28 protein-coding genes and 1 tRNA gene are annotated in these 26,380 nt (G+C 70.4%); 12 read left to right on the top strand and 17 right to left on the bottom strand.

All coding sequences use genetic code 11. From position 1 onward, the window contains the following. Positions 1-20 precede the first annotated feature (20 nt). The 3 genes from V6S02_RS10210 to V6S02_RS10220 form a co-directional block, all read right to left on the bottom strand. Positions 21-1,514 carry a dicarboxylate/amino acid:cation symporter gene (locus V6S02_RS10210; RefSeq protein WP_336400726.1) on the bottom strand — a complete coding sequence of 498 codons (1,494 nt, stop codon included), beginning with the start codon at positions 1,512-1,514 and terminating at the stop codon, positions 21-23. Positions 1,515-1,736: 222 nt separating this feature from the next. Next, positions 1,737-1,825: transfer RNA gene (locus V6S02_RS10215), tRNA-Ser, on the bottom strand. 42 nt (positions 1,826-1,867) lie between these two features. Further along, positions 1,868-2,365: a DUF427 domain-containing protein gene (locus V6S02_RS10220; protein WP_336400727.1), complete on the bottom strand. Its 498-nt coding sequence runs from the start codon at positions 2,363-2,365 to the stop codon at positions 1,868-1,870. Between the two features lie 104 nt (positions 2,366-2,469). On the opposite strand from V6S02_RS10220, the gene V6S02_RS10225 reads away from it, so the two are divergent. Together V6S02_RS10225 and V6S02_RS10230 are read left to right on the top strand one after the other, a co-directional pair. After that, on the top strand, positions 2,470-3,105 hold the full coding sequence (locus V6S02_RS10225; RefSeq protein WP_124293871.1) for an LON peptidase substrate-binding domain-containing protein: 636 nt from the start codon (positions 2,470-2,472) through the stop codon (positions 3,103-3,105). 26 nt (positions 3,106-3,131) lie between these two features. Beyond that, positions 3,132-4,175, top strand: a complete 1,044-nt coding sequence (locus tag V6S02_RS10230; RefSeq protein ID WP_336400728.1) for an LLM class flavin-dependent oxidoreductase — start codon at positions 3,132-3,134, stop codon at positions 4,173-4,175. Positions 4,176-4,188: 13 nt separating this feature from the next. Here V6S02_RS10230 and V6S02_RS10235 read toward each other — a convergent pair whose 3' ends face one another. Then, entirely contained in the window at positions 4,189-5,268 is a 1,080-nt protein-coding gene (locus V6S02_RS10235; RefSeq protein ID WP_336400729.1) for a DNA glycosylase AlkZ-like family protein, read from the bottom strand. A gap of 158 nt (positions 5,269-5,426) precedes the next feature. On the opposite strand from V6S02_RS10235, the gene V6S02_RS10240 reads away from it, so the two are divergent. The 3 genes from V6S02_RS10240 to V6S02_RS10250 all read left to right on the top strand — a co-directional run bounded on the left by V6S02_RS10240 (position 5,427) and on the right by V6S02_RS10250 (position 9,379). Continuing rightward, the gene (locus V6S02_RS10240; RefSeq protein WP_336400730.1) at positions 5,427-5,618 is read left to right on the top strand and encodes a hypothetical protein; all 192 of its coding nucleotides are present in this window, start codon (positions 5,427-5,429) and stop codon (positions 5,616-5,618) included. Positions 5,619-5,715: 97 nt separating this feature from the next. Continuing rightward, positions 5,716-8,682, top strand: coding sequence for a helix-turn-helix transcriptional regulator (locus V6S02_RS10245; RefSeq protein ID WP_336400731.1), 2,967 nt, complete (start codon positions 5,716-5,718; stop codon positions 8,680-8,682). 157 nt (positions 8,683-8,839) lie between these two features. Further along, a complete protein-coding gene (locus tag V6S02_RS10250; RefSeq protein WP_336400732.1) occupies positions 8,840-9,379 on the top strand; it encodes a hypothetical protein in 540 nt (179 codons plus the stop codon). Here V6S02_RS10250 and V6S02_RS10255 read toward each other — a convergent pair. After that, complete coding sequence (locus tag V6S02_RS10255; RefSeq protein WP_442927909.1) at positions 9,351-10,103, bottom strand: NUDIX hydrolase; 753 nt, start codon at positions 10,101-10,103, stop codon at positions 9,351-9,353. The genes V6S02_RS10250 and V6S02_RS10255 overlap by 29 nt on opposite strands. A gap of 200 nt (positions 10,104-10,303) precedes the next feature. Here V6S02_RS10255 and V6S02_RS10260 point away from each other — a divergent pair, with 200 nt between their 5' ends. Continuing rightward, entirely contained in the window at positions 10,304-11,293 is a 990-nt protein-coding gene (locus V6S02_RS10260; RefSeq protein ID WP_124293878.1) for a lytic transglycosylase domain-containing protein, read from the top strand. Between the two features lie 18 nt (positions 11,294-11,311). Here the strand turns inward: V6S02_RS10260 and V6S02_RS10265 are convergent, their stop codons facing one another. Together V6S02_RS10265 and V6S02_RS10270 are read right to left on the bottom strand one after the other, a co-directional pair. Beyond that, a complete protein-coding gene (locus V6S02_RS10265; RefSeq protein WP_124293879.1) occupies positions 11,312-11,620 on the bottom strand; it encodes a hypothetical protein in 309 nt (102 codons plus the stop codon). Between the two features lie 84 nt (positions 11,621-11,704). Then, the gene (locus tag V6S02_RS10270; protein WP_336400733.1) at positions 11,705-12,517 is read right to left on the bottom strand and encodes a cation-transporting ATPase; all 813 of its coding nucleotides are present in this window, start codon (positions 12,515-12,517) and stop codon (positions 11,705-11,707) included. Positions 12,518-12,740: 223 nt separating this feature from the next. On the opposite strand from V6S02_RS10270, the gene V6S02_RS10275 reads away from it, so the two are divergent. Genes V6S02_RS10275 through V6S02_RS10285 form a run of 3 tightly spaced genes read left to right on the top strand, consistent with a single transcriptional unit; the run spans position 12,741 to position 15,447 of the window. Beyond that, positions 12,741-14,531: a TIGR03767 family metallophosphoesterase gene (locus V6S02_RS10275; protein ID WP_124293881.1), complete on the top strand. Its 1,791-nt coding sequence runs from the start codon at positions 12,741-12,743 to the stop codon at positions 14,529-14,531. After that, positions 14,528-14,881: a hypothetical protein gene (locus V6S02_RS10280; RefSeq protein ID WP_124293882.1), complete on the top strand. Its 354-nt coding sequence runs from the start codon at positions 14,528-14,530 to the stop codon at positions 14,879-14,881. The genes V6S02_RS10275 and V6S02_RS10280 overlap by 4 nt, the downstream gene beginning before the upstream one ends. Continuing rightward, complete coding sequence (locus V6S02_RS10285) at positions 14,878-15,447, top strand: hypothetical protein (protein ID WP_124293883.1); 570 nt, start codon at positions 14,878-14,880, stop codon at positions 15,445-15,447. Before V6S02_RS10280 ends, V6S02_RS10285 begins: the two co-directional genes overlap by 4 nt. Before the next feature lie 3 nt (positions 15,448-15,450). On the opposite strand, the gene V6S02_RS10290 is transcribed toward V6S02_RS10285, so the two are convergent. From V6S02_RS10290 to V6S02_RS10305, 4 genes are all read right to left on the bottom strand, one after another. Next, positions 15,451-17,160 carry an ABC1 kinase family protein gene (locus V6S02_RS10290; RefSeq protein ID WP_336400734.1) on the bottom strand — a complete coding sequence of 570 codons (1,710 nt, stop codon included), beginning with the start codon at positions 17,158-17,160 and terminating at the stop codon, positions 15,451-15,453. Between the two features lie 37 nt (positions 17,161-17,197). Further along, positions 17,198-17,782 carry a PadR family transcriptional regulator gene (locus tag V6S02_RS10295; protein ID WP_124293885.1) on the bottom strand — a complete coding sequence of 195 codons (585 nt, stop codon included), beginning with the start codon at positions 17,780-17,782 and terminating at the stop codon, positions 17,198-17,200. A gap of 136 nt (positions 17,783-17,918) precedes the next feature. After that, the gene (locus V6S02_RS10300; protein WP_336400735.1) at positions 17,919-19,034 is read right to left on the bottom strand and encodes an NADH:flavin oxidoreductase/NADH oxidase; all 1,116 of its coding nucleotides are present in this window, start codon (positions 19,032-19,034) and stop codon (positions 17,919-17,921) included. 74 nt (positions 19,035-19,108) lie between these two features. Next, complete coding sequence (locus V6S02_RS10305) at positions 19,109-19,624, bottom strand: glycine cleavage system protein R (protein ID WP_336400736.1); 516 nt, start codon at positions 19,622-19,624, stop codon at positions 19,109-19,111. Between the two features lie 55 nt (positions 19,625-19,679). Between V6S02_RS10305 and V6S02_RS10310 the strand changes: the two genes are divergently transcribed. Beyond that, positions 19,680-20,075, top strand: coding sequence for a hypothetical protein (locus V6S02_RS10310; RefSeq protein WP_124293888.1), 396 nt, complete (start codon positions 19,680-19,682; stop codon positions 20,073-20,075). A 22-nt stretch (positions 20,076-20,097) separates the two neighbouring features. Beyond that, entirely contained in the window at positions 20,098-20,499 is a 402-nt protein-coding gene (locus V6S02_RS10315) for a glucose-6-phosphate dehydrogenase (protein ID WP_336400737.1), read from the top strand. Between the two features lies 1 nt (position 20,500). On the opposite strand, the gene V6S02_RS10320 is transcribed toward V6S02_RS10315, so the two are convergent. The 4 genes from V6S02_RS10320 to speB are packed head-to-tail and all read right to left on the bottom strand — an operon-like array spanning position 20,501 to position 23,896. Continuing rightward, on the bottom strand, positions 20,501-21,130 hold the full coding sequence (locus V6S02_RS10320) for a cyclase family protein (RefSeq protein ID WP_336400738.1): 630 nt from the start codon (positions 21,128-21,130) through the stop codon (positions 20,501-20,503). A gap of 6 nt (positions 21,131-21,136) precedes the next feature. After that, on the bottom strand, positions 21,137-22,513 hold the full coding sequence (locus tag V6S02_RS10325; RefSeq protein ID WP_336400739.1) for a purine-cytosine permease family protein: 1,377 nt from the start codon (positions 22,511-22,513) through the stop codon (positions 21,137-21,139). Between the two features lie 31 nt (positions 22,514-22,544). Beyond that, a complete protein-coding gene (locus tag V6S02_RS10330) occupies positions 22,545-22,934 on the bottom strand; it encodes a YybH family protein (RefSeq protein WP_336400740.1) in 390 nt (129 codons plus the stop codon). Then, positions 22,931-23,896, bottom strand: coding sequence for an agmatinase (speB, locus tag V6S02_RS10335; protein WP_336400741.1), 966 nt, complete (start codon positions 23,894-23,896; stop codon positions 22,931-22,933). The genes V6S02_RS10330 and speB overlap by 4 nt, the downstream gene beginning before the upstream one ends. A gap of 93 nt (positions 23,897-23,989) precedes the next feature. Between speB and V6S02_RS10340 the strand changes: the two genes are divergently transcribed. Next, a complete protein-coding gene (locus V6S02_RS10340) occupies positions 23,990-24,574 on the top strand; it encodes a helix-turn-helix domain-containing protein (protein ID WP_124293894.1) in 585 nt (194 codons plus the stop codon). A 1-nt stretch (position 24,575) separates the two neighbouring features. On the opposite strand, the gene V6S02_RS10345 is transcribed toward V6S02_RS10340, so the two are convergent. Next, on the bottom strand, positions 24,576-25,787 hold the full coding sequence (locus V6S02_RS10345) for an NAD(P)/FAD-dependent oxidoreductase (RefSeq protein WP_442927910.1): 1,212 nt from the start codon (positions 25,785-25,787) through the stop codon (positions 24,576-24,578). Continuing rightward, the gene (locus V6S02_RS10350) at positions 25,784-26,278 is read right to left on the bottom strand and encodes a pyridoxamine 5'-phosphate oxidase family protein (protein WP_336400742.1); all 495 of its coding nucleotides are present in this window, start codon (positions 26,276-26,278) and stop codon (positions 25,784-25,786) included. The genes V6S02_RS10345 and V6S02_RS10350 overlap by 4 nt, the downstream gene beginning before the upstream one ends. Positions 26,279-26,380 lie beyond the last annotated feature (102 nt).

A 26,380-nucleotide genomic window follows, 5' to 3' on the forward strand; every position in this document is an offset into this window, starting at 1 on the left:
CGGCTCGCGGCGGGATGGGGTCAGCGGGAAGAGCGTTGCAGCTGCGCGTCCGCCGAGGGGCCCTCGAACTCGTCGGCGCTCGGCCGCTCCGCGGCATCCGTCCGACCGTCTTCGTCGACGACGACGTCATCGGCGGAGTCGTCGTCGAAGGGCACGGCGCCGCGGGGGGCGTCGTAGAGCCCGGCGTCGAGGATGCCCTCGCGCGCGGCGACGATCGTCGGCACGAGCGCCTGGCCCGCGACGTTGACCGCGGTGCGCCCCATGTCGAGGATCGGGTCGATCGCGAGGAGCAGTCCGACGCCCTCGAGCGGCAGACCGAGCGTCGACAGCGTCAGGGTGAGCATCACCGTCGCCCCGGTCGTCCCGGCCGTGGCGGCCGAGCCGACGACCGAGACCAGGGCGATGAGCACGTACTGCCAGATCGACAGGTCGATGCCGAAGAACTGCGCGACGAAGATCGCCGCGATCGCGGGATAGATCGCCGCGCAGCCGTCCATCTTGGTCGTCGCCCCGAAGGGCACCGCGAAGGAGGCGTATTCGCGCGGGACACCGAGGTTGCGCTCGGTCACCCGCTGGGTCAGCGGCAGCGTGCCGATGGACGACCGGCTGACGAACGCCAGCTGGACGGCAGGCCAGACGCCGGAGAAGTACTGCCGGATCGACAGGCCGTGGGTGCGCAGAAGCGTCGGGTAGACCACGAACAGCACGAGCGCCAGGCCCGCGTAGACGGCGAGCGCGAACCACGCCAGGGTGGTCAGCTTCTCCCAGCCGTACTCCACGACCGCCGAGGCGATGAGGCCGAGGGTGCCGAGCGGCGCGATGCGGATGATCCACCACAGCACACGCTGGATCACCTTTAGCGTGGATTCGGTGAAGGCCAGGAACGGCTCGGCGCGACGGCCGAGCTTGAGTGCGGCGATCCCGACCGCGGCCGCGACGACGATCACCTGGAGCACGTTGAACCCGACGGATGACGAGGCGGCGCCCGTCTCGGCGTCGACCGACGTCGAGACGGTGAGGCCGAGGAAGTTCTGCGGCACGAGACCGACGAGGAAGTTCCACCACGTGCCGACCGTCGTGGGCTCGGCGGCGGTGAGGGCGGCCTGATCGACGCGAGCACCCGGCTGGATGGTCACACCGAGCACGATCCCGATCGACACGGCGATGAGGGCCGTGATGGCGAACCACAGCAGGGTCTGCCCCGCGAGACGGGCGGCGTTGGTCACGCGCCGCAGCTGCGCGATGCTCGCGACGATCGCGAAGAAGATGAGCGGGATGACCGCGGTCTTGAGCAGCGTGACGTAGGAGTCGCCGATCGTGTTCACCGTGGCGGCGAGCGCGTTGGGGGTGCCGTCGGCGAGGGGGCCGATCTGTCGGGCCACCAGACCCAGGGCGACCCCGAGCACGAGGGCGACGGTGATCTGGAACCCGAACGAGGTCAGGATGCGGCGGGCGCGGGTCTTCTCGGGCGTGGGCCGGGAGGGCGCGGTGGCAGCGCTCGGGGCGGAACTCATATCTCTCCTGTGGGGGCGTCGGTCATCCGGGGGTGGGGATGGCCTGGTCGAGGCTACGGCGAGCCAGGGAGGTCACGCCGTCGTGTGACCCCGGATGACAACGACGCACACCCCCGCGATCATTCCCCCCTCGTCGCTCTCCTCCCCGCGAGGGGGTGGGTGGGAGGAGGGGGACGCGGGGAAAGGGAGAGGCCCTCATCCCGGAGGATGAGGGCCTCGACGCGGAAGCGACAGGATTTGAACCTGCGAGGCGAGTTACCCCGCCTACATGGATTCCAGCCATGCTCCTTAGGCCGCTCGGACACGCTTCCGTCGCCGACTTTATCACGCGGCCCAGGAGCAACCCGGCGTCGTCACCAGCCCATCGAGCCCGCGACGCCCTTGAACGGCCCCGCGACGCGCGAGGTGATCCACCCGCCGTAGAAGCGTCCGGGCTGAGGGGTGACGACCTCGCCGTCGACCGTGCAGCGGTCCATCACCTGCGCGTACACCGCAACCCGGTCGGCCAGCAGTTCGTACCCGGCGCTCGGTCGTGGATAGTTCCACGCAGCGGCCGGCCGGTGCTCCTCGCCGCCGTGGACGTCGAGGTAGCGCGCCGCACCTTTGAACTCGCAGAACGACGACCCGACACCGTCGGTGAGCGCCCCCTCGACGAACGCCGCGATCGGCAGGTAGTACACCGGCGGATGGCTGGTCTCGAGGACGCGGACGACGTCGCCGGTGTCGACGATCACCTCGCCTCCGAGGGTGATGGTGACGCGGGTGTCGACCTTCTCGATCCGCGGCGGCCGCGGGTAGTCCCACACCGATTCCTGCCCCGGTGCGATGGGGTCGGGTGACGGATGACGCATGGTTTCAGGCTACGCCCCGCCGACCCCGTGGGCTCCGGATGCGAGGCAGCGGCGAACCGGCGGGAAATCGCCCTCGCCGCGTCATCCGCTGGTTGACTGAGGGGGTGACGCAGGTGGCGATGTTCCCCCTCGGCAGTGTGCTCTTCCCGCACGCGCCCCTGGCGCTGCGGATCTTCGAGCCGCGCTATCTCACCATGCTCGGGCGCCTGCTCGACGAGGAGGACCCGCAGTTCGGAGTGGTGCTCATCGAGCGCGGACCCGAGGCGGGTGGCGGCGATCAGCGAAGCTCGTTGGGCACCATGGCACGACTCGCGCAGGTGCAGGTCGGCAAGGATGACATCTTCGTCCTCGCCGTGGGCGACCAACGCGTGAGGGTCGACACCTGGCTCGACGACGACCCGCATCCTCTCGCCGAGGTCACGCCCCTCGAGGCGTTGACCTGGGACGACGCCCTCACACCCTTGCGGACGGAGGCCGAGAGCATCGTGCGACGCGTGCTGGGGAAGGCCGACACGGCGGGCCTGGCCTCGTACGATCCGAACATCGAACTGTCGGAAGACCCCGTCGAGTCGACATGGCAGCTCGCCGCGATCGCACCGCTCGGCGAGCTCGACCGCTTCACCCTCCTGCAGGCCACCACCTTGGGCGGCCTCCTGCGGCAGATCATCGACATGACCCTCGACATCGAACCCGTCCTGGGCGGCGGAGACGAGACATCCGATCCATTCGCGGGAATGTGAATCGACCCGATCGGGTTGTGGTCGGCATGAAGAGTTTCGGCACCCTCTCCTTCGGTCACTACGGTCCGCTCGGCGGAGGCCGCCAGCTCACCGCCGGCGAGTCGATGCTCCAGGCCATCGATCTCGCGCAGGGGATGGACGACCTCGGCGTGAACGGCATCTTCTTCCGCGTACACCACTTCGCCCGGCAGCAGTCCTCGCCCATGCCGCTCCTCGCCGCGATCGCCGCGCGGACGCGGCACATCGAGATGGGCACCGGCGTCATCGACATGCGCTACGAGAATCCTCTCTCCCTCGCCGAGGAGGCGGCGTCGGTCGACCTCATCAGCGGCGGTCGCCTCGCGCTCGGCGTCAGCCGCGGCTCACCCGAGACGGTGGTGCGCGGCTACGAGGCGTTCGGGTACACGGGCGCGTCGGATCCGCGGGGCGCCGACCTCGCGCGGGAGCATTTCGCCACCTTCCTGCATGCGATCGAGGGCAACGGCATCGCCGAACGCGACCAGTCCAGCCCGTTCGGCGGCGGCACAGGACTGCAGCGCATCGAGCCGTACTCCCCCGGTCTGCGCTCGCGGATCTGGTGGGGTGCGGGCAACCGCGAGACCGCCGAGTGGGCCGGCCGTATGGGAGTGAACCTCATGTCGTCCACGCTCCTCACCGAGGACCGGGGTCTGCCGTTCGACGTGCTCCAGGCCGAGCAGATCGACGCCTTCCGCGCCGCGTGGCGTGAAGCCGGACATGCCGGCGAGCCGCGGGTGTCGGTGAGCCGCTCGGTCTTCCCGATCACCACGGCCGAGGACGAGATGTACTTCGGCGGCCGTCAGGACGGCGACGGGGTGGGGTACATCGACGGCTTCCGCTCGACCTTCGGCAAGACCTACGCGGCCGCACCGGACGTGCTGGTGGAGCAGCTGCGGGAGGATGCCGCGGTCATGAGCGCCGACACGCTCATGCTCACGATCCCGAGCCAGCTCGGGGTCGCGTTCAACCTGCGCCTGGTGGAGTCCTTCGCCCGCCACGTGGCACCGCACCTGGGGTGGGCCCCCTCCACGCAGAGCCTCGTGGCCAGCTGAGCCTCATCGCCGCTTACTCCACCCCCGTGACGCGCGCGCCGAGCCATTCGGCGAGGTCGTTCACCTCGGCCCGGATCATGTCGGTCTCCTCCGGTTCGAACGGCAGGAACCCGTGGACGGCGTTCACCCGCAGGAGGTCTCGGTCGCGATCGACCTTGGCGTCCAGCATCCCGACGAAGCGGTCGCCCATCAGGATCGGGTGGGCGAAGAAGCCGTAGCGGCGTCGGGCCTTGGGCTTGAACTGCTCGAGCACATAGTCGAAGTCGAACATCTCGGCGAGGCGCTGACGGTCGAACAGGACGCTGTCATACGGGTTCAGGAGTGCCACGCGGCCGTCGACGTCGACGTGGGCGGCTTCCAGCGCATCGGGATCGACGCGCCACTTCCATGACGACCCCTCGACCTCGGCCGGCTCCCCCGCCTTCCCCACCCGTGTCCAGACCGACCTCTCCCGGGCCAGACCCGCGGCCTTCAGGCGACGGGTCTCGAGCTCTCGCGCAGCGGTGTCGTCGTCCAGATCCATAAGATCGCGGGGGTACACGCGCTCGGCGAGATCCCACACGCGCGTGCGCCCTTCCCGCCTGGTCACGGCCACCTCGCCCCGGCGCGCCAGGAGGTCGAGCATCAGCGGCACCTGGTTCGACCCCGACCACCCGTCCGGCGTCCGGGCCACCGAGGCCGTGTCGGGGATCTCCCGCGAGGTCAGCGGACCCTCGGCCCGTAAACGGGCCAGGACGTCGGAACGGAAAGCGGCGTTCGCCTCCAGCCACTGCCGGCTGCTCTCACGTTCGGGGTGGCGACGCATGGCGGGACGAAGCAGCGGCAGCAGGCTCATCGGGTGGAACGCGCCCTGGAACTCGAACAGAAGGCGGTCGATCTCCACCGCCTTCTTCAGCTGGCCGGGCTCGTACGACCACCCGATCCGCGACCACAGCACCGTGTGCTCGCAGGTGGCGATCACCGCGGTCGGGTCGATCTTGATGTACCCCAGCTGCTCAGCCACCTCCACCACGTCGCCAGGCCGGTCGGCGTCGAGGAGCTGCGCCCGCACGACGATGCGCCGCGCCTGTTCCCGGCTGAGTCGGTGCGTCACGCGTCGAGTATCCCCCGTGCCTCCGACAGCGAGCGACTCCTTACCTCGGGGTCCCCGCCCCCGGTCGCGAAATAGGGCGATCGCCCGATCCGCGCCTCCCGCCTCAGGGAGGAAAGTCGACGTTCAGAACGAACGACGGGAGAACGACGATGGACGCGATGACCTACGCCGCAAGCCGGATCGCGGCGCAGCGTGCGGAGATGCTGGCCTCCGAGGTGAGACTTCGACAGGCCCGGGCCCGACGACGCGAGACGGCGGACCCGGGTGCCGCGGTCCACAGCATCAGCGAAGCGACCCGGAGCGATGAGGCGAGTGTCGAGTGCTTCGGATTGGCGGGCCCCGCGGCATGACGGGAGTGCGGGGTCACGGGCACGGCGACGGGGCGCGCGCCGGGTTGCCGCGAGGATTCCTGTCGCAGCTGTCGGAGGGCGGTGCCACGATATGACCATGCCCGCGCTCGCCTCGAGTCCCCGCATGGTCGGTCGTGGCATCGAGCTGGGTGCGCTGCTCGACGCTCTTGACGACGCGCGTCGTGGAACACCCCGTTCGGTCATCGTGCGAGGAGAGGCCGGCATCGGGAAGACGCGCCTCGTGCAGGAGTTCTTGAGCGCAGCGACGAGAGGGCAGGACGCGCAGCTGCCGGTGGTGGTCGCCGTCGGTCAGTGCGTCGACCTCGGCCCGATCGGCGCTCCGTTCGGCCCGGTGCGTCGCGTGCTGCGTGACCTCCACGCCGCGGTGGGCACCGAGGCGCTCCGTGAGGCGGCCGGCTCACCGGCAGCTGCGGCGACCCTCGCGGCGTTCGTCCCGGGGGTCATGACCGAGACGCCCTCGGCGGATGTTCCGACCGGCGACTTCGCCGAGGCGATCGAGGTCGTGCTCGAGAACCTGTCGACGACACGGCATCTCGTGATCGTCATCGAGGACCTGCAGTGGGCCGACGCCGCGACACTCGCCCTGCTGAAGACACTCGCCAGCACGTTGCGCGGCCGCCACCTCATCATCGTCGCGACCTATCGGTCCGACGACATCGATCGTTTCCATCCGCTGCGTCCGATCCTCGCCGAGTTGGACCGCACGAGGGCGATCATCCGCATCGAGGTGGCTCCGTTGAGCGCGGCCGAGGTCGCCGAACAGGTGGCGCTCCTGGCGACAGCGGACCTCGGCGAGACCGAACTGGCAGCCCTGGTCGAGCGCAGCGGCGGAATCCCCTTCCTCGTCGAGGAGCTCGTCGACCTCGGCAGCGCGGAACTGCCGGACACCCTGCGCGAGCTCGTCCTCGCGCGCTACTCCCGGCTGGATGACACCGCCCAAGAGGTCGTCCGTGTCCTGGCTGCCGGCGGGATGCACACCGAGCATGTCACTCTCACCGCGGTCAGCGGACACGACGAGCGCACGATCGATCAGGCCGTCCGCGATGCCATCGCGGCCCGTGTCATCGCCGCGGACGGCGCCGGCTACACCTTCCGTCATGCCTTGACGCAGGAAGCGGTCCACGACGAGATGCTGCCCAGCGAGCGCGTGCGGGTGCATCGTCGGTACGCCGAATACCTCGCCGCAGGCCGCGCCGACTCTCCGGACGCCGTATCCGCGGTCGCCGAGCACTGGTTGATCGCGCGGGAGCTGGCGCCGGCCTTCGACGCCACCGTTCGCGCGCTGGAGCAGTCTCGCGCCACGTTCGCACCGGCGACATCGGTCAAGCTCGCGGAGAGGCTGACGGAGCTGTGGTGGCAGGTCCCCGACGCCGCGACGCGGTCGGGGACGACCCTGCCCGAACTGCACCTGAGCGCGGCGCAGGCCTGGCACGACCTCGGCGATCCCGACCGTGCCCTCCGTGCCGCACTCGAGGGCCTCGCCACGGATCCGCAGGATCCGATGGTGCGTGCGGCGCTCATTCGCCAGAAGATCGTTCAGGAGTTCAACACCGGCCGTCATCCGGATCACGAAGAGCTCCTCGGCGCCATCGCGCTGCTGGAGGGAATCGACACCGACGCATCGCGCGTGCTGCAGTCGCGCATCCTGTCGAATCTGGCGCTGAGCTACGCGGACGGCCGAGCAGAGGAGTATCTGCGGACGGCAGTGCACCTGGCCGAAGGCGCCGGGGACGACGTCGCCCTCGCGATCGCCCTCGTCAATGAGTCGTGGCGGTACTCCGACGCCGCAGGTGACGAGATCGCCGCTCTCGCCCCGCTCGAGCGTGCCCGGGAGCTGCAGGTGAATCCCGCGGTGCGCGCGTACGTCGGAGCGGCCTACGTCGACCTTCTGGCCCGGCTGGGACGCTACGACGACGCCGCGCTCGTCGGAGAGGCGCATTTCGCCGACGCGGTACGCGGCGGAATCGAGCGCGGCTCAGGCGGATCGATCGCCGTGCAGATCGCGCACGCGCACTTCTGCGCAGGGCGACCCGACGAGGCGAGGCGCTACGCCGCGCGGGCCAGGCGGCTCCTCGACCGGCCGTCGCGGGCGTCGGTCATCCGCATGCTGGCCGCCCACTACGCGTGGAACGATCAACCGGGCGAGCACGACACCCTGCTCGCCGTCGAGCACGCGACGATCGAGGAGGCCCGGCGATCGCACCCGGACAAGCACGAGATGTGGGAACCGGAGACCGTCGACGCGGTGCTGATGTCGTCGTCCGGTCTGCGGGTCACGACCGACCCTGACGACAGCTCGGCGTGGACCCAGCGGATCGATCGGCTTCATCGCAACATCGCGAAAGGGGGCGCATCTGCGGCTCGGCGTTTCACGACGCTCACCGCGGCCCTGATGCTGCGCGCGGTGTCGCCGATGCATGCCGGCGGTGAGGCGCGCGTGGACTCGGACGAGCTGCGCACGGCGATCATGGACGCCACCCGGGCGTGGCCGCGGACGGGCGTGACCCCCGTGATCGTCGACGCCATCGACGCCGTGCTCGCTGATGCCGCTCGCCGCGACCCTGACGAGCGCGTACGCCTCTGGCGCGCCGTCGTCGATGAGGCGAAGACGGGGGTCTTGCCGGTTCGTCATCGACAGATCGCACACCTGAGCCTTGCCGCCGCCCTCATCGACGGAGGCGACCGCGATGCGGCGGCGCGCGCGCTGGATGCCGTCATCGCAGACGCCCCGCGGCTCGGCGTCGCTCGGGCCGCGTTCTGGGCGGAGGACCTCGCCCAACGCGCAGGACTTCGCCGCCGGGCGATCGAGTCGTCTCGAGCGGTGGATGCCGCCGGTTCGCCCGGCCTGACCCCTCGTGAGCGTCAGGTGCTGGCCCTCGTCGCCGAGGGGCTCACCAATGCACAGATCGGCGCGCGGCTGTACATCAGCCCGAAGACCGCCTCCGTCCACGTGTCGGCGATCCTCTCGAAAGTGGGCGCGTCCAACCGGGCCGAGGCGGCGGCGCTCTTCATCGCGAGCACCGACGCCGGTCGCAGCCTCTGACAGGCGCGGCGTCGACCGCACCCGTCACGTCGTCGCCGCTCGACCGTCGAACGTGCATCTGCGCGCCGAGAGCGCGGGGTCCGTCCGCATCCTCGGCGCCCAGATGCACTCTCGCGGGAAAGGCGCGGGTCGTAGGCTGGCCGCGGGAAGAGGGGGGATGCCGCAAATGGGAGCGCTTCACGAAAGGGCGACGGCGAACGGGCACCGCGCGGGCCGGGTGCCGGTACGCGTCGTCCGGGGTCTGGGTGCCGGGGGCATCGGCCTCGTCCTCGCCGCCGCGCTGTCGGGCTGCGGGATCGTCGAACGGATCGTCGCGGACGGGGAGACGCCCACCCCCACGCCCACCGCCCCGATCGCGCCGACACCGTCCGGACCGGATCCGGTCCTGGCCTGGGAGTGCGGGCAGATCAGCGCGCTCAGCGGCGTGGCGATCCGCACGAACTTCGAGTACCAGACGGGTCGGATCGACGAGGTCGAGTACGTCTCGCGTCTGGCCGCCCTGCAGGACGCCTGGGTCTACATGCCGACCTACGACACGGAGATCACCCCGTTCATCTACGAGGTACAGGTGCAGGCGGCCGCCGACCCGTCGGGCGCCAACCAGGGCTACATCGACGCGATCAACGCGGCGACTGCGGCCTGCCAGGAGGCAGGCTCGCTCGCGGTGGTCACCCCGCTGCCGGAGATGGGCGGCTAGCCTCGTCCGGCAGCACGAGAGGGAGCTCGCGCGAGGCGTCCCAGGGGCGGGTCCAGCCGACGCTGTCGAACAGACCGTCCAGCAGCATGCCGGTGAAGCCCCAGACGAGGTGCTCGCGCACGCCGTCGCGCACCAGGAAGCCCGGTCCGCGCCATTCGCGGCCCTCGCGTCGGATGACCGTCACTCCGCGATTGGCCGGGTCGAGGAGGTCGGCGACCGGCGCGCGGAAGACATCCGCGGACTCGGCCTCATCGACGACCCCCACCGGGGAGGGGCGACGCCACCACGCGATCACGGGGGTGACCCGGTGTCGGGAGTACTCCAGCGGAATCGCACCGAGAGTGCCGAGCACTTCGACCCCGTCGGGATCCAGCCCGGTCTCCTCCTGGGCCTCGCGGAGCGCCGCTGCGACGGGTCCGTCGTCCCCGTCATCCACCCGTCCCCCGGGGAAGGCGACCTGCCCGGGATGCGATCGGAGCGTCAGCGCCCGAGCGAGGAGCAGCACGTCCAGGTCGCGCGAGACCGCACCGCCGTCGGCTCCCCCGGCGCTGGGCTCGGCATCGAGCACGCCGAAGAGGATCAGTACCGCGGCGTCTCGAGCGTCAGCGACATCGGGAAGCTCCGCCACACGGTCGCCGAGGCCGCCGCGGGGGTCTGATGCCGCCGCGCGGACGAGCTCTCGCAGCGCCTGTCGCGCGGCATCCGCCCGGAGAGCTGGGGTCACCCTGACAGCGTACGCGGCGCCCCGACATCCGCTCCGCCGCCCGGCGATCAGGACTTTTCCGGACGCGCGAGGAGAACATCACATTCAGGTAACGTACGGGAAGCGTCCAGACTCAGAGACCAGACTCGGGGACTTGTGCCCCGCCCGGGCGCGTGCCGCGTCACCCGAAGACGCATCCCCCGACACGAAACCGGTACTTCATGCGCTCCACCACGACGACCACCTCCGCCCGCCGCACCCGTCGCGCCGCTGACCGGCGCTCACGCCGCCGGCCCGCCCTCGTCGTCGCCGGCCTGAGCTTCTCGGTCCTCGCGGCCGTCGGCATCACCGCGACCGCACCCACGGCCGCGGCATCGTCGACGACCGCCTTCGGCCCGGTCACGCTCGCCTCGTACACGACGGCGTCGACCTCGCCCCTGGCCGCGAACACGGCGGCGGATGCGACCGCCGACGTCGACGCGACGGCGACCGACGCGGCCGGCGCGGCCCTGGCCGCCGCCGACACGATCGAGGCCGACATCCAGGCGGCAGCACTCGACATCGGCGAGGCCGACCCGACCGTCGACACCGCTGAGCTCGAAGCGGCGCTCGCGAGGCTGCAGGCAGCCGACGTCCTGCCCGCGGCGTTCCTGCCCGATCTCGCCGACGACGTGACCGACGCGGTGGCGGAAGTCGACCAGCGGGTCACCCAGCTGCGGGGCAGCCTCGACGGAGCGCTGGCGAAGAAGGCCGAGGAAGAGGCCGCCGAGAAGGCACGTCTCGAGGCCGAGGCGGCGGCCGCAGCGGCGGCCGAGGCAGCCGCTCAGGCCCGGAGCACCCCGAGCGGAAGCGGCGGCGGGGGCGGTGGCTTCATCCCCACCGGCGGTAGCACCGGCGGCGACAACAGCCCCGCGGGCGCTCAGGCGACCGCCCGGGCGATGCTCGGCAACTACGGCTGGGGCGATGACCAGTTCTCATGCCTGGTGTCGCTGTGGAACAAGGAGTCGGGCTGGAACTACCAGGCCTACAACGCCTCGAGCGGTGCGTTCGGCATTCCGCAGGCCCTCCCCGGCAACAAGATGGCCTCGGCCGGCGCCGACTGGCAGACCAACGCCGCCACGCAGATCTCGTGGGGACTCGGCTACATCTCCGGCCGCTACGGCACCCCCTGCGGCGCCTGGAACCACTCGCAGTCGGTCGGCTGGTACTGAGCTCAGACCCGACGCGACTCACTCGGCTGGCGGATCACCGAAAGGTTCGATCCGCCAGCCGACGCGTTCCAGGGCCGCTGCCAGGCGCAGCGCATCCTCCCGCGCCGCGGCAGGCTCGTGCGAGCAGACGTCGACGGCGAACGGCGGCGGTTCGGCGAAGCGGGGCAGATCGACCATCGCCCACGATTTCGCACTGACCCACACCCGCGGGTCGGCTGAACCGGCATCCTGGACCTCGCCGTCGGACACCAGTGCGATGACGGCGAGCGCGTCAGGCTTCGCAATGGGAAGATTCACCACGAGCGAGACCACGTGCACGACCTCCATGGTCGCAGACCCCGACCCCGCCGAGGTCGAACCGGTTCGGTGTCCGATGATCAGGGATGACCCGGCACGGCCGGGTCGCCCGCCTCACCGTCCGAAGAAGTCACCGAGGGCGCCGAACTGGTCGCCGATGGTCGAGACCTGATCGCCGAATCCCGACACGACGTCCCCGGCGCCTCCGACCAGGCCCTCCGCGCCCTCGGCGAAGCCCGAGACGTCGACGCCGTCCGCCAGGCCCGTGAGGTCGACACCGTGGGCGAGGGCGTCGAAGTCGACCCCGACCCCCGCGGCCTGCTCGAGGAGCGGCGTCGCCACCGAGCTGACCACCGCGGCTCCCGCCACCGCTCCGAGGACTCCGATGGCGAGGCCGCCGGCGCCGACCATCGCCGCACCGCCTCCGACCCGGCCGAGAAGGCCGCGCATCCGGCCAGGGCGCAGGGCCTCGGCGCGGCCCGCCGCACGAGCGAGGTCTTCCGGAGCGGCCGACCGCGGTCGCTCCGCGGGCGGGAACTCTGTCCGCATGCGCGACTCGATCTGCTGGCGCTGCTGCGGAGTGAGCCGGGCGAACGCCTCGCGATGGATCTGCTCCACCTGGTGCGGGTCGGCGGTTTGCATCAGATAGTCGTACCGGGCGATCGCCGCCCGGTCGGCCTCGCTCGGACGGCTGGAGGATGTGCCGCCCCCCGGTGGCGGCGTGGTCGAGGGACGACCGCGCGGCACGGACGAGGACGGCGGGGCGGTCGACCCGGCGCCCGCGGGGGGACGACCGTCACCGCCGAGTGCGTCGGCGGCGCTTCGGACGATCCCCCGCCAATCCGGGGAGGAGGAACTCTGGGCGGAGCCGCCCTGGTTGTCCAGCGCCTTGGCGGCCATGCCGATCAGCTTGGAGAGCTTGCTCATGACGATCCCTTCTGAACGTCAAGGTCTCCTCCACCCTCACGGGCCGGTGGGCCGGAACGCCACGGGGCGTTCGTACTGACGGGTCCACCGCAATCGGGAGTACTCCCCTTGCCTCCCCCACGGTAGCCAGGCGGACCTATGGATTCGCTTGAAAAAGAAGCGCGGACCTCCGCTGTTCCTGGCATGATGGCGTCACCCGATCCGCCCTGACCGAAGGGGCACGATGCGCTCGCTCACGCGTCGACAGTTCCTTGCGCGCACCGCCGCGCTCGCCGCCGCGCTGTCCCTCGACCCCGACGATCTCGGTCGCCTCCTCGCCGCCGCCCCGACGGCGACGAGCGGCACCACCGACATCCCCTCCACGCTCCTGCAGACGATCCTGTACGGACCGACGGTGCAGGGCAGCTACCGCCGGCTGGTCGCCGGACCTGGCGAACCCTACCTCCCCCGCGTGGACGTGCTCGGACGTGATCCCGACCCGTCCCGGACGTCGCGGCGACGGTCGTTGCTCTACCTCGGCCATCTCTCCGATCTCCACGTCATCGACGCCCAGTCGCCGGGCCGGATCGAGCCGATGATCGTCCAGGATCATTCGGCATGGGGCTCGGCGTTCCACCCGCACGATCCGCTGAGCCCCCACACGGTCGCGGCGATGGTGGGCGCGTTCCACGACGCGCGGTCCAGTCCGCTCACCGGAGCACCGATGGGAGCCGCAGTGGTCACGGGTGACAGCGCCGACATGCACTCGCACCTCGAGCTGCGCTGGTACATCGATCTGATGGACGGGCTGGCCATCGACCCCGCCACCGCGGGTCCGGTCTTCCAGGGCGTGCAGGCGTGGCCGGAAGCCATCTGGGCGTATCGCCCCGAGGATCCGACCGGCGGATCATTCGGCGATTACGGCTTCCCGGCACTCCCCGACATGCTCGAGCGGGCGATCGCCGGCGAGATCCGTTCGACCGGGCTCCCCGCGCCCTGGTACGCCGTGTACGGAAACCACGACACGCTCCTGCTCGGGACGTTCGAGCTCAGCCCCTCCCTGCATGCGCTCGCGGTCGGCGGGCGGAAGTCCTACACGCTGGATGCGACGGCATCGACGTTCCTTCGCGGCTGGGCCGCGAGCGGCAGCGCCATCCAGCAGGGATGGGACGCCCTCAATCTCGCGTGGGGCCGTTCGGGCTTCCGCGCGGTCTCTGCGAACCCGGAACGCCGTATCTACGAGACGCGGGAATTCATGGCCGAGCATTTCGTGACGCAGCCCGAGCCGGGGCCGATCGGGCACGGGTTCACCCGTCGGAACCTCCAGACGGGTGAGACGTGGTGGCGCGCCGAACTGAGTCCGCATGTGCGTGCGCTGGGCCTGGACACCTGCAACGCCGTCGCAGGCCCCGACGGCGCCCTCCCCGACGTGCAGTTCCGGTGGCTCCGCACCGAGCTCGAGCGCGCCCAGCGTGAGCAGAAGCTCGTGCTCATCCTCAGCCACCACAACAGTCTGACCATGGAGAACACCGCTCAGCGCCCGGGCGAGACCGAGATCCTGCGTCACGGGCCCGAGGTGGTCGATCTCATCCTGCAGTTCCCCGTCGCCATCGCCTGGCTGAACGGGCACACGCATCTGAATCAGATCCTCGCCCACCGATCAGGCGACCGAGGGTTCTGGGAGATCACGACGGCCTCGTGCATCGACTTCCCCCAGCAGCAGCAGGTCGTCGAGATCGTCGACAACCGGGATGGCACGCTGTCGCTGTTCACCACGGTTCTCGACCACGCCTCTCCGGTCTCACCGGGTGCGCCTGGCCGAACGGGTGACCTCGCCGCGCGGGCCCGCGAGCTGGCCGCCAACGACTGGGCCGAGACGCCGATCATGCGTCGAGGATCTCCGCTCGACCGCAACACCGAGCTCCTCCTCCCTTCCCCGTTCGATTTGGAGACCATCACCGACGCCTCCCTGGAGGCGCAGCGGATGACGGAGCGGGCGCGCATCCTCGCGCACGAAGAGCGGATCGCCTCATGATCGGTCGCTTCGCCTCGGCGGCCGCGTTGGCGCTCACCGTCGCAATCACTGCCGCGGGCTGTTCGCAGATCGCCGCGATCGCGCCGGTCGGCGGTGACAGGTTGGCAGAGGTCCGGTACGCCGTGAACGACATCCTCCTCGAGGAAGGGATCGACATCCTCGTCGCGCCGGTCTGCACGGTCGCGGCCGACGAGGTGACGGTCGCGTGCGAGGGGTCGACCCGTGACGAGCGCGCGATCGACGCCGTCTCCGAGGCGGCATCATCCGATCAGATCGTCGTCCGCGTCGACGAAGAGGTCGTCTACGAGGGCTCGCTCATGACCGTCCTCGAGAGGGGATCCAGCGGATGAGGCGGTCGCGCACCCTTCCGCTCCTCGTCGCCGCCGCCGCGATCGTCATCGGTGCCCTTCTCCAGGCCGCCACCGCCGTCCCGGGCCTCGGGCGCGTGGCCCCGGTGTGGTTCGTGCTGGCCGCCCTCGCCTCGCTCCTCGTCCTGTGGGCGCAGCTCAGCGGCCTCACGTGGGCGATCATGGCTCTCGATCGCGGCGCAGCATCCGTCCGAGTGCTCCCGATCGCGGCATGGTCGGGGATCACCCTGATCGTCGTCGGGGTGCTGCTCGTGGTCTTTCCGCTCGGTGCGGCGCTCGCGGGGCTCGCGGCGCTCTTCGTCCTCCCCGGTGCGAGTTCCGGTATGGGGCACGCCCTCCGGGAGGCGGGACGCATGATTCGGCGTCATCCCTGGCGATCAGTCCTCCTCGCGCTCGGCGCGATCATCGCCCTCGTCACGCTCGCGGTCGTGGCGGTCGCCGCAGGCCTGTTCCTGACCGGGTTGCTGGGCGGAATGGCGATGTGGATCGCCTTCGGCACCGCGGCGGCGGTTCTGCTCGCCGCGGCGGCGCACCTCCAGGCGATGTGACGATCAGACCGGTCCGCGGGAACCGAGGACGCCCGCCAGGAGCGCATGCAGAAGCGGCGGCACTGAGGCGATGAGGAGGATCGTTCCGAACACCGGATCGTCGGGTCGGAGCAGGATGCCGCCGATGAGGAGGGCACCGAACAGCACCGCCGAGAGAAGGCGACGCCCGAGGCGCTCGAGCCGCGCGAGGCGACGGTCGACCCGCGGCGCGTCGACCGCGAGGCGCCCCTCCTCCATACGGGTGGCGAGCTTGTCGATCCGGCGCGGGAGGCGCGCGACGAGCCCCACGGTGTCGACCGCCTGACGCGTGACGGCCTGCACGACGTTGCCCCGCTCCTCGCGCAACAGGGTGGCGGCGTACGGCTCGACGGCCTCCCAGATGTTGAAGGCGGGGTCGAGCGCACTCGACACACCGGAGGTCAGCGACATCGCCCGGATGACCAGGAGGAAGTTCTCCGGCAGCTGGAAGGGAAGCGCCCGGACGAGATCGCCGAACTCGATCGCGAAGTCACGGAATTCGCGGGGATCGACCTCGGCGAGCTCGGCGAACCCCATGCCGCCGAACCGCGCGAACAGCTGCGTCATGGCTCGCTCGAGCTCGGCGGTGTCGGCCGACGGAAGCAGAACCCCGACCTCGCGGATGCTGTCGACGAGGCCCACGCCATCGCGCGCCGCGACGGCGATCACGAGGCGACGAAGCCCGGCGCGAAGCGAATCGGGGACCTGGCCCATCATCCCGAAATCGATGAAGGTGAGCGTCCAGCCCTCCGCCCCGCCCTCCTCCGCGGTACCGGGCTCACTCGCCGAGGGGGTGACGAAGATGTTCCCCGGATGCGGGTCGGCGTGGAAGTAGCCGTTGCCGAACAGCTGCTGGAACATCACCGAGGCGAAGGCCAGCGCGACGTCGGTGGGGTCGATCCCCGCGGCGACGAGCGCCTCGCGGTCGTTGATCTTGATCGCCGTCACGTCCTGGAGCGTCAGGACGCGCCGGGTCGATCGCTCCCACACGACCGCGGGCGTCGCCACGCGGGAGTCATCGGCGAAATCCCGCGCGAATCGCTCACCGTTGACGCCCTCCTGCAGGTAGTCGATCTCCTGCAGCGACGTCTCGGCGAACTCCTCGACGAGCTCCGGCATGTCCACCCGCCGCGAGACCAGCGACACCCTGCTGAGCCACACGCCGACTTTGCGCAGCGCCCGCAGGTCGACGTCGACGATCTGGTCGATGCCGGGGCGCTGGACCTTGACCACGACGTCGGTGAACCCGGCGAGCTCAGCGTCAGCGGTCGACAGCCGCGCCCGGTGCGCCTGCCCGAGCGAGGCCGCGGCGACCGGTTGCGGGTCGACGAACGAGAAAGCCTGCTCGAGCGGCACGCCGAGCTCGCTCTCGGCCAACGCACGGATCCGGTCGAACGCGACCGGGGGCACTTCGTCCTGCAGGCCCTCCAGTTCCTTCGTGATCTCGGGCGGCAGGATGTCGAGCCGAGACGAGAGGAACTGGCCCACCTTGATCATGAGACCGCCGAGGTCCACGGCGAGCGCGTGGAAGCGCTGGGCGATCCGTCGCATCCGCCGCGCGCGCCCATGCGCCACGAGGGCGGTGAGTCCGAACCTCGGAAGGAACAGCTCCCACCACCACGTCTGCAGCATGACGCGCAGCGCGAAGCGGGTGATGCGGCGGTAGCGGGCGCGCATCCGTCGGGCGTCGGTCATCGATTCTCCTGGACGCCGACGCACGAGTGGCGTCGAATCAGCTCTGGGCGAGGATGGAGTAGAGCCTACGGCGCGCGTCCTCGAGGACGGCGACAGCCTCTTCCACCTGAGCCGACGAGCCGGAGCGCGCCACCTGTGCCGCGGCCTGTGCCAGGTCGAGACCAGCCTTGGGGAGAGCGGTCATGCGCGGCGACTCGCGGTGCGACGCCCCGCCGGACTCCCAGGGCGCTCCGCGTTCGGCGGCGGCCTCGGCCTCGGCGATTCCGCCCTCGGTCAGGCTGTAGGTCTTGCGCCCATCCGCTTCCGTGGCCTCGATCAAGCCTTCGTCAGCGAGGAGCTGGAGCGTGGGGTAGACCGAGCCGGCGCTGGGCTTCCAGCTGCCGCCGCTGCGCTCCTCGATGAGCTGGATGATCTGGTAGCCGTGCATGGGGCGCTCCAGCAGAAGGGTGAGGACGGCCGTGCGCACGTCGCCTCGGTTCATCCGCGGCGCGGACCCGCTGCCGACGCCCTTCTCGAAGGCGGAGCGCAACTGGTCCATGGCCTCCGCGATGTTCGACATCGGCCATCCCGACGCCGACCCGCCGCGCCCCGAGAATGCTTCGCCGAAGAATGAGTTGCTCATGATGACCTCCTCCGCTCCGTCGCGGTCGCGACGTCGAGCGATACTCAACGATATGTCGTTATGCATCGCTGAGGGTCGGCATGGAGCAAACTCGCAGGCGCGGGGCGCCCCGGGGCACCCTGGGGCGCCGTCGGATTCAGACCGATGTGCGTGCGTCCCGTCGCGCGAGGATCTCCGCCCGCTCGTACTGCGGCGCGAGCGACCACTCCTCCCCCAGGTGGCGCGCGGCGGTCACGGGCCAGAGGGGGTCGAGGAGGAACTCCCGCGCGAGCGCGACCAGGTCGGCGTCTCCGGCATCGAGGATCTCCTCGGCCTGTTCGGGGTCGCGGATCAGACCCACGGCCGCCGTGAGCACCTGGGCCTCCTGCCGGATGCGGCGGGAGAACGGCACCTGATACCCCGGTCCGACGGGGATCCGCGCGTCGGCGACGTTTCCGCCCGTCGAGACGTGCACGACGTCCACGCCGCGCTCGCGAAGCAGGCCGGCGAGCCGCACGCTGTCATCCGCCGTCCAGCCGGCCGGTTCCACCCAGTCGGTGGCCGAGATCCTCACGAAGATCGGCGTCTGGTCGCCGACCGCCTGCCGCACCGCATCCGTCACCTGCTCGAGGAGCCGCACGCGGTTCTCGAAAGAGCCGCCGTACTCGTCGGTGCGGGTGTTCGACACGGGCGAGAGGAACTCGTGCAGCAGATACCCGTGGGCGGCGTGGATCTCGATGACGTCGTAGCCGGCCTCACGCGCACGTTCCGCAGCGGCGGCGAACTGCCCGATGACCTCGTCGATTCCCGCACGGTCCAGCGCCGTCGGAACCTGCTTGCCGGGCGCGAACGCCACGGCGCTCGGGGCGACCGGCTGCCAGTCGGCGGCAGGCTCGTCACTCCCGAACGGGCCGTCGAACGGTCGCGGTGAACTCGCCTTCCGCCCGGCGTGGGCGAGCTGGATCCCGGCGGCCACGCCGTTGTCGCGGAAGAACCGGGTGAGCCGGCGGTGTGCGGCCAGCTGCGTGTCGTTCCAGATGCCCAGGTCGTAGGCCGAGATGCGACCCTCGGCGCTGACCGCGGTCGCTTCGACGATGATGAGGCCGGGGCGCCCGAGCGACCGGGAACCGTAGTGCTGAACGTGCCAGTCGTTCGGTGCGCCGACGTCGGGTCCGTCGGGATCGGCGGAGTACTGGCACATGGGCGCCATCACGATCCGGTTGGCCAGGGTGATGCCGCGCACGGTGAGCGGGCTGAACAGCGGGGATGTCACGGGCGTACCTCCATTGATCGCAACGCCGCCGGCGCGGCAGGGAATTCCCACCGGGGAAGGGAGTGGTGGTGCGCTCAGTCGCGCGCGGCGACGTCGACCTGGAGCTCGGCGGCGATCCGCTCGAGGTCGGCGATGACCGCGGCGACCTCGACCGAGGGCGGCACCACGGCCGAGACGGTCGCCTCGAACAGGCGACCGCCGGCCATCGCCGCATCGCGGGTCTCGGTCCTCATCCGGTCGATGCTCACGCCGTGGGAGCCGAGGGCTGCGGAGATCTCGTGGACGATCCCCGGGTGATCATTGCCGAGCACGGTGAAAGACAGGCGGCGCGACGTCGTGTCGTGCGGCGCACCGCCCCCTTTCCCCGGCACACTCACCGTGACGAGCCCAGGGACCGCATCCAGAGCCGCCTGCAGGTCGTCGAGTCGCTCCTCGGGCACCGACACCTGCACGACGCCGGCGAAGGCCCCGGCGAGCTCTGCCAGCTCGCTGTGCTCCCAGTTGCCGCCGTGGGCGTCGATCACCTCGGCCACCGCGGCCACGAGGCCGGCGCGGTCGGTTCCGACGAGGGTGAGCACGAGGATCGCCATAGATTCAGCGTACGACTCCGCGCCACGCGTCGCCGGGGGCTGGTTGACTGGATTCATGTCCGCCCCACCTGATGCGTCGGCCGCCGAGCCTGCCGTGGCCACCCTCGTCGCCGCCGACGCGGTCGACAAGCTCGCGGCCCTCGCGATCATCGCGCGTGCGACGGGCAGCACCGTGGTCGGCGGTGGCACCGCGCACCCTCGGATCCCCCTCCGCGACGGAGTGTGGATCGAGATCGAGATCCCCAAGTTCGGTGAGCCCCCGCCGCTGGCGATCGATGTCCATGCGACCGAGGGGCCGGCCGCTGCCAGGCGCGAGGCGATCGCGTTGCGCGGCGTTCTCCGAAGCGTCACCGAATGGTCGGTGACCACAGCGTTCCCCGAGAGCGACCCGCCCCGCGCGGCGCCTACGATGAACAGCGCGGCGTCGGCGTCGACCACCGACAGCCGATGACACCTCCGGGAGGCCCACCGAGATGAGAGTCGCATCCTCAGCGGACTGGCGAGACGCCCTCCCGTTCGACACCCCCGTCCCCGCCGCCGACGTCGCTCCCGGCGATCCCGCGCGCTGCTCGGGGTGCCCGGCCGAGGTGGCGACGTGGGAACGCACCGCGCTCTTCGCGGTCAAGCACCGTCATCCGAATCATCACTCGGGGTTCGTCCGCTTCTACTGCGCCGCGCACGTGCCGGCTGTGACGCCCCCTCCACCAGCCGCGCCGGCACCAGTCCGCAAGGCGCGAGCTCCCCGTGCGCCGCGCGAGCAGACGACGCCGCAACGCCGGGTGGTGGAGGACAAACCCCGGCCGGTGTGCCCCGACTGCTTCATCGAGGTGTCGGCGACCGGGATCTGCGGCATGTGCGGCGAGCGGATCGCCTGACTCAGGTGAAGGCGACCGCGCGCACCGGCGCACCGTCGCCGGAGATCCTCAGCGGGAAGAACCCCACGCGCACGTGATCGGGCAGCGCCGCGACCCCGCGGACATTCTCGACGATGAGGTGATCGGAGCCGAGGACGACGTCGTGCACGGGGAAGTCGGCAGCGCCCGTCGGGTCGGGGCTCAGGGTGTCGACGGCGATAACGTGAACACCGCGGTCGATGAGAATCCGCGCGGCAGCGGGATCGAGGGCCGGATGCCGCAGGCGCCGCCGATCATCGGTGAAGAAGGCGTCCCAGCCGGTGCTGATCAGGGCGATCGAGGGCAGCGTCTCCGGCAGATCTCCCCGCGGGTCGAGTTCGGCCCAGCCGTAGGTCTCGCCCTCGCCGACCCGAACCCGGAACACGATGGCGTCGCCCACGAGCTCGTCGAGACCCACCGACGCCATCGTCCGTCCGCCCGGGACGGTGTGCGAGGGCGCGTCGACGTGCGTGCCCGTGTGCGAGCCCATGGTCAGCCGAGCGACATCGACCCCGTCCGCCGCGATGGTCAGCCCGGCCTCGACGTGCACCTCGGGATCACCCGGGTACACCGGCATCCCGTCGGAGACGACATGGCTGAGATCGTGGATCACGGCGCCTCAGTCCATCCGACTCTCAGCGAGATGGCGTTCCGGCGCGAACGGTCCGCTCCGGCGGGTGCGAAGGGAGACCAGCAGGTAGAGCAGGAAGGTGACCACGAAGGCGGGCACGGTCGCTCCGAACGGCAGCGGCCAGACGTAGGCCCACACATAGGCGAGGACCGCACCGACTGCCCAGGCTGCCACCGCCAGGAGGTTGACACCCCCGGTGTACCAGAAGCGGCCGCCGTTGGGCCGGAGGATGTCGCCGTCGTAGTCACCCCGCTTGATGACGTAGTAGTCGACGATCATGATTGCGAAGACCGGTGCGAACAGCGCGCTGATCGTCACGAGGAAGGTCGTGAACTGATCCAGCAGCCCGAAGAACGTCGCACCGATGATCGAGATGACACCCAGCACGAGGGCGGCGGGAAGGAACCGTACCTGTGACCCCGGTACGGCGTTGACCACCGTGGTCACCATCCCGTAGACCACCATCGTGTTCGTCGCCATGACGGAGAGGAAGATGGCCACCGCGAACAGGGCGCCGAAGGGTTCCACGACGGTCGCGGGATCGAACGGGATCGCCTCGCCACCGCTGAGGACCACATATCCGATCGCCGTCGCTCCGAGCGACATCGCGATCACGGTCGAAAGAGTGTAGCCCACGCCCGCGCCGATGACACCGGCGCGGGTCGAGCGTGCGAAGCGGTTGAAGTCGGCTGAGAGCACCGTCCACGAGATGGCGGTGGCGAGCACCACGTCGAAGACGAGACCGGGCGTGTAGAACGGCACCTCAGGAGCCGGGATGGCGGCGAACTCCGCCGGGCTGAAGGTCGCGAACGAGACGGCGAAGATGTAGACCGCGATGGCGAGGATGACCGCTGCGAACCACGGCTCCACCCGTGCCACCCCCGCATGACCGAAGATCGCGAGGACGACGACGATCGTCTGGCAGATCACGGCGAAGAGCACGGGGCTGGAGAACCCCGTCACCGCTGCGACGATGTAGTTCAGGGCCAGTCCGGCGAGCATCGCCTGCACCCAGCTCCACCCCATGAGGACCACGACGTTGGCGGCCACCGGGAGAAGGCTGCCGCGCGTGCCGAACGGGCCCCGTGTGAGCGCCATCGTCGGCAGTCCCGTGCGGGTTCCGATCGCACCCACCGTCACGAGCACCGCGGCGCCGAGGATCGTTCCCCCGACGATCAGGCCGATGACGGTGCCGAAGCCGACCTCGGGAACGAACAGCGTTCCTGTGAGCAGGGTGGTCACGACGAGGTTGGCAGCGAGCCAGATCATCAGGATGCGACCGAGCGAATAGTCCCCTCGGACGGGCCCGGCGTCATCGGACTGGGACTGCAGACGGCGATCGAGGCGGGTGTAGAGCGACATCATCGGGCTCCTTGGGAGAGGGAGAGGGAGGGTCTCAGCTGAGAGGCGAGAGGTGTTCGTGGACGGCGACGAGCTGTGCGTCCTCGACGGCGAAGACGATGGTCTCGCGCTCGCGGAAGGACTCCTCACCGCCTTCGGTCGCCACCGTGGTGTCCACGGTGTGGGTGAAGACGGCGAACCCCGGGCGGAGCTGCACGAGCGGATCGGACGAGACGCACGACACGACGCGCCATCCCTCGCCGATCCACGAGTCCCAGAGCCGCTCGTAGGCGGCGCGGTCGTCGAGCCGCCGCGGCTCGGTGTGGAAGAGGAAGGTCGCCGAGGGCGCGAACAGGGAGAAGTACCGCCCGCCGTCGGTGGCGGCGTAGGCGTCGACGATCTCGGCCGCGGCCTGGATCACCTCGTCATGCGTCGGGGTCCTCATGCGTTCGCCCCCTTCGGAGCCATCGCGCTGAGCAGCTCGTAGACGGTGTGGCTGGCCGCGACCGCGGTGATCTGCGCGTGGTCGTATGCCGGTGCGACCTCGACGACGTCGGCGCCGACGATCGGCAGATCGCTGAGACTGCGGATGATGGTGAGGAGCTCGCGGCTGGTGAGCCCTCCGGCCTCGGGGGTGCCGGTACCGGGGGCGTGCGCGGGGTCGAGGACGTCGATGTCGATCGACAGATAGACCGGCGCACCGGCGACGCGGGTGCGGATCCGCTCGATCGCACGCGCCACGCCGTCGCGCTCGATCTCGTCGGTCGTCACGATGGCGAAACCGAGCCGCTCGTCGTCGCTGAGGTCGCTCTTGTCGTACAGCGGTCCGCGGATGCCGACGTGCATGCTGGCGGTGAGATCGATCAGCCCCTCCTCCGACGCCCGCCGGAACGGTGTGCCGTGGGTGGTCGGCGCGCCGAAGTAGGTGTCCCAGGTGTCGAGGTGCGCATCGAAGTGGATGACGGCGACCGGGCCGTGGCGCTCGCTGACCGCTCGCAGCAGCGGCAGGGCGATGGTGTGGTCGCCGCCGATCGTGACCAGGCGCGTGGCCCGCTCGCCGAGCTTCCTCGCGGCCGCGGCGATCTCGGTCACCGCTGCGTCGATGTCGAACGGGTTGGCGGCGATGTCGCCGGCGTCGGCGACCTGCTGAGCCCCGAAGGGGAAGACGTCCTGGGCGGGGTTGTACGGACGCAGCAGTCGCGAGGCCTCGCGCACATGCGCGGGTCCGAAGCGCGCGCCCGGCCGGTAGCTGACCCCGCTGTCGAAGGGCACGCCCACGACAGCGACGTCCGCGCGTCCGACCTCGTCGAGGGTCGGCAGGCGCGCGAAGGTGGCGATGCCTGCGAATCGAGGGACGACGCTCGCATCCACCGGGCCACGCGGTGTCGAAGAAGAAGAGGGTTGCATATTAGTAAACCTTTGGTACGCTGGGCGCAACTGCTGCGCTGCACGCTACGCCCGTGCACGCCCGGCGTCAAGAGCGACGCGGAAGGAGGATCGGTGAGGGCGATCCATCCGGCGGCCGAAGAGAAGGTGGCCCCCATCGGCGCGAAGCTGCGCGCCGCTCGCACTGCGCAGGGCATGTCGCTCGCGCAGGTGGCCACGACCACCGGCCTGTCGAAGGGATTCCTCAGCCGTGTCGAGCGGGACGAGACCTCACCGAGCGTGTCGACGCTCGTGCAGCTGTGCCAGGTGCTGTCCCTGCCGATGGGTGCGCTGTTCGCCGAGCCCGAAGTGCAGCGCGTGACCTGGGACGATGCTCCCCGCGTCAATCTCGGTGGCGTCCACGTCGACGATCGACTCCTCTCGCCGCGTTCCGAACAGCGGGTGCAACTGCTGCGATCCGAGCTCGCCGCCGACGCCCACGGGGGCCGCGAGCTCTACACGATCAACTGCGACGTCGAGGTGGTCCACGTCGTCACGGGCCGGATGACCGTGCGGTTCGCCGATCGAACGGTCTCGCTCTCGCCGGGCGACGCCCTGACCTTCCCGGGCCGCGAACCCCACACATGGGAGGTCGACGGCGGCGCCCCCGCGGTCGTCCTCTGGGTCATCGTCCCGGCCCCCTGGAGCGGCTCCGCCTGAGTCAGAGCCGACCCGGCAGGATGGCGTGCCAGTACAGCCAGGGGAGGATGCGTCGGTCGAAGATCCACGACAGCCGGTTCTCGCGGTACATCGACCGCCAGAAGGGGATCGTCGGCTTGAGCTCGCCGCGATCATCGAACTCCGCGAAGACGACCGTCGAGCGGGAGACGGTGAACGGGCAGACCGAGTACCCGTCGTAGCGTGCCGTCGGACGACGCCCGGCGATCACGGCCGCGAGGTTCTTCGCCAGCACGTAACTCTGCTTGCGCAGGGCCCCACCCGACTTCGAATTCGTCGTGTCCGCGGCATCGCCCAGACTCCAGACATTCGGCCATCGGGGGTGCCGGAGGGTCTCGGCGTCGACGGCGACGAATCCGCCCGGGTCGGATTCCGCGGACAGCGGCGTCGCTTTGAGCCAATCGGGTGCCGACTGGGACGGTTCGACCGACAGCACGTCGTAATCGATCCTCTCCCGCGTCCCGTGCGACTCGAGGGTGACGTGACGCTGGTCACCGTCGACGATCGCCAGCTCGGTCGAGTAGCGCACCTCGATGCCGTACCGGGCGACGACCCGCTCCAGCTCGGCGTCGATCTCGGGAATCCCGAACATCGTCGGAGTGGGAAGGACGAGGATGACGCGGATGTCGTCGAGCACGCCGATTCGACGCCAGTAGTCGCACGCCTGGTACATCGGCTTCTGCCCGGCCCCCGCGCAGGAGGCGGGGCCGGGTGGCTGGACGAAGACCGCGGTGCCGCGCCGGAGGTCGCGCAGAGCCACGCTCGCCTTCCCCGCGAGATCGGGCTCGTAGTTCGACACCACGTTCGGAGTGGTCAGCGCCGCAGACAACCCCGGCACCTGCGTCCAGTCGTGCTGCACGCCGGCGCTGACGATGAGGTGGTCGTATCCGATGACCTCGCCGCTGCCGAGGGTCACCGTCGAGCGTTCCGGATCGATGTCGCTCGCAGCATCCTGGATCCAGGCGACTCCGCGCGGGGTCACCTCACCCTGCGGACGCAGCGTCTCGTGAAGTCGCGCCGTCCCGCCCGCGACGTGCGAGAGCAGCGGCTTGTAGACGTGCTCGCTGCGGGGCTCGATGACGGCGATGTCGGAGACTCCGCGCCGGACGAGTCGACCGGCGACCGAGAGCCCGCCGTTGCCGCCGCCGATCACCACGACCCGGTGTCGGCGGGTCACCGTCGCGATGGGTGTCACAGGTCGAACTTCTCGTGCTCACCCTCGAGGCGCTCGCCGGTCACCTTGTGCTTCACGAAGGCCAGGAGGGTGGCGACCCGGCCACCTGGGCTGTCCCAGTACTCCCCTCCCTCGGCGTCGAACCGAAGGAGGACGATCTCGGGATCCTCGGGACCGTTCGGGAACCAGGCCTCGACGCCGGCGTTCCAGAGCTCCCGCAGCTTCGCGTCGTCGGTCACCACCTCGGCACGACCCGACAGCGACAGCCAGGCGTCGTTCGAGCTGAAGGACACCCCGACGCGAGGGTCGGCCTGGACGTGCTGCACGGCAGACGCATGGCGTGCGATCACGAACCACAGGTCGCCGTCGAATTCCGCCTCCTGAACGGTGAGGGGGTGCGCCTGGAGCGAACCGTCCGCGGCACGCGTGGTCACCATCGCGAAGCGGAATTTCTTCAGCAGTTCTCGGAGCTTGGCCTGCTCGTCGTTCTCTGGGGTGGCCGTCTCGTTCATCACGTCCCTTTCGTCGAGGTCTGCGTCCATTCCATCCCCCAGGCACAGGGGGCGCTCCCCGGTTGACAAGCGGCCACCACCCTGCCAGTGGCGCCGGATTCG

Source organism: Microbacterium sp. CCNWLW134 (assembly GCF_037083565.1).
In the GTDB taxonomy this organism is placed as follows: domain Bacteria; phylum Actinomycetota; class Actinomycetes; order Actinomycetales; family Microbacteriaceae; genus Microbacterium.

Bases quoted from the DNA above. Each gene is read 5' to 3' on its own strand.
- V6S02_RS10230 (WP_336400728.1), top strand. From the start codon at position 3,132: ATGAAGAGTTTCGGCACCCTCTCCTTCGGTCACTACGGTCCGCTCGGC.
- V6S02_RS10285 (WP_124293883.1), top strand. From the start codon at position 14,878: ATGAGGCGGTCGCGCACCCTTCCGCTCCTCGTCGCCGCCGCCGCGATC.
- V6S02_RS10265 (WP_124293879.1), bottom strand. From the start codon at position 11,620: ATGGAGGTCGTGCACGTGGTCTCGCTCGTGGTGAATCTTCCCATTGCG.
- V6S02_RS10240 (WP_336400730.1), top strand. From the start codon at position 5,427: ATGACCTACGCCGCAAGCCGGATCGCGGCGCAGCGTGCGGAGATGCTG.
- V6S02_RS10295 (WP_124293885.1), bottom strand. From the start codon at position 17,782: ATGAGCAACTCATTCTTCGGCGAAGCATTCTCGGGGCGCGGCGGGTCG.
- V6S02_RS10305 (WP_336400736.1), bottom strand. From the start codon at position 19,624: ATGGCGATCCTCGTGCTCACCCTCGTCGGAACCGACCGCGCCGGCCTC.
- V6S02_RS10325 (WP_336400739.1), bottom strand. From the start codon at position 22,513: ATGATGTCGCTCTACACCCGCCTCGATCGCCGTCTGCAGTCCCAGTCC.
- V6S02_RS10350 (WP_336400742.1), bottom strand. From the start codon at position 26,278: ATGAACGAGACGGCCACCCCAGAGAACGACGAGCAGGCCAAGCTCCGA.
- V6S02_RS10280 (WP_124293882.1), top strand. From the start codon at position 14,528: ATGATCGGTCGCTTCGCCTCGGCGGCCGCGTTGGCGCTCACCGTCGCA.
- V6S02_RS10210 (WP_336400726.1), bottom strand. From the start codon at position 1,514: ATGAGTTCCGCCCCGAGCGCTGCCACCGCGCCCTCCCGGCCCACGCCC.
- V6S02_RS10275 (WP_124293881.1), top strand. From the start codon at position 12,741: ATGCGCTCGCTCACGCGTCGACAGTTCCTTGCGCGCACCGCCGCGCTC.
- V6S02_RS10290 (WP_336400734.1), bottom strand. From the start codon at position 17,160: ATGACCGACGCCCGACGGATGCGCGCCCGCTACCGCCGCATCACCCGC.
- V6S02_RS10330 (WP_336400740.1), bottom strand. From the start codon at position 22,934: ATGAGGACCCCGACGCATGACGAGGTGATCCAGGCCGCGGCCGAGATC.
- V6S02_RS10310 (WP_124293888.1), top strand. From the start codon at position 19,680: ATGTCCGCCCCACCTGATGCGTCGGCCGCCGAGCCTGCCGTGGCCACC.
- V6S02_RS10245 (WP_336400731.1), top strand. From the start codon at position 5,716: ATGCCCGCGCTCGCCTCGAGTCCCCGCATGGTCGGTCGTGGCATCGAG.
- V6S02_RS10260 (WP_124293878.1), top strand. From the start codon at position 10,304: ATGCGCTCCACCACGACGACCACCTCCGCCCGCCGCACCCGTCGCGCC.
- V6S02_RS10270 (WP_336400733.1), bottom strand. From the start codon at position 12,517: ATGAGCAAGCTCTCCAAGCTGATCGGCATGGCCGCCAAGGCGCTGGAC.
- V6S02_RS10220 (WP_336400727.1), bottom strand. From the start codon at position 2,365: ATGCGTCATCCGTCACCCGACCCCATCGCACCGGGGCAGGAATCGGTG.
- speB (WP_336400741.1), bottom strand. From the start codon at position 23,896: ATGCAACCCTCTTCTTCTTCGACACCGCGTGGCCCGGTGGATGCGAGC.
- V6S02_RS10315 (WP_336400737.1), top strand. From the start codon at position 20,098: ATGAGAGTCGCATCCTCAGCGGACTGGCGAGACGCCCTCCCGTTCGAC.
- V6S02_RS10250 (WP_336400732.1), top strand. From the start codon at position 8,840: ATGCCGCAAATGGGAGCGCTTCACGAAAGGGCGACGGCGAACGGGCAC.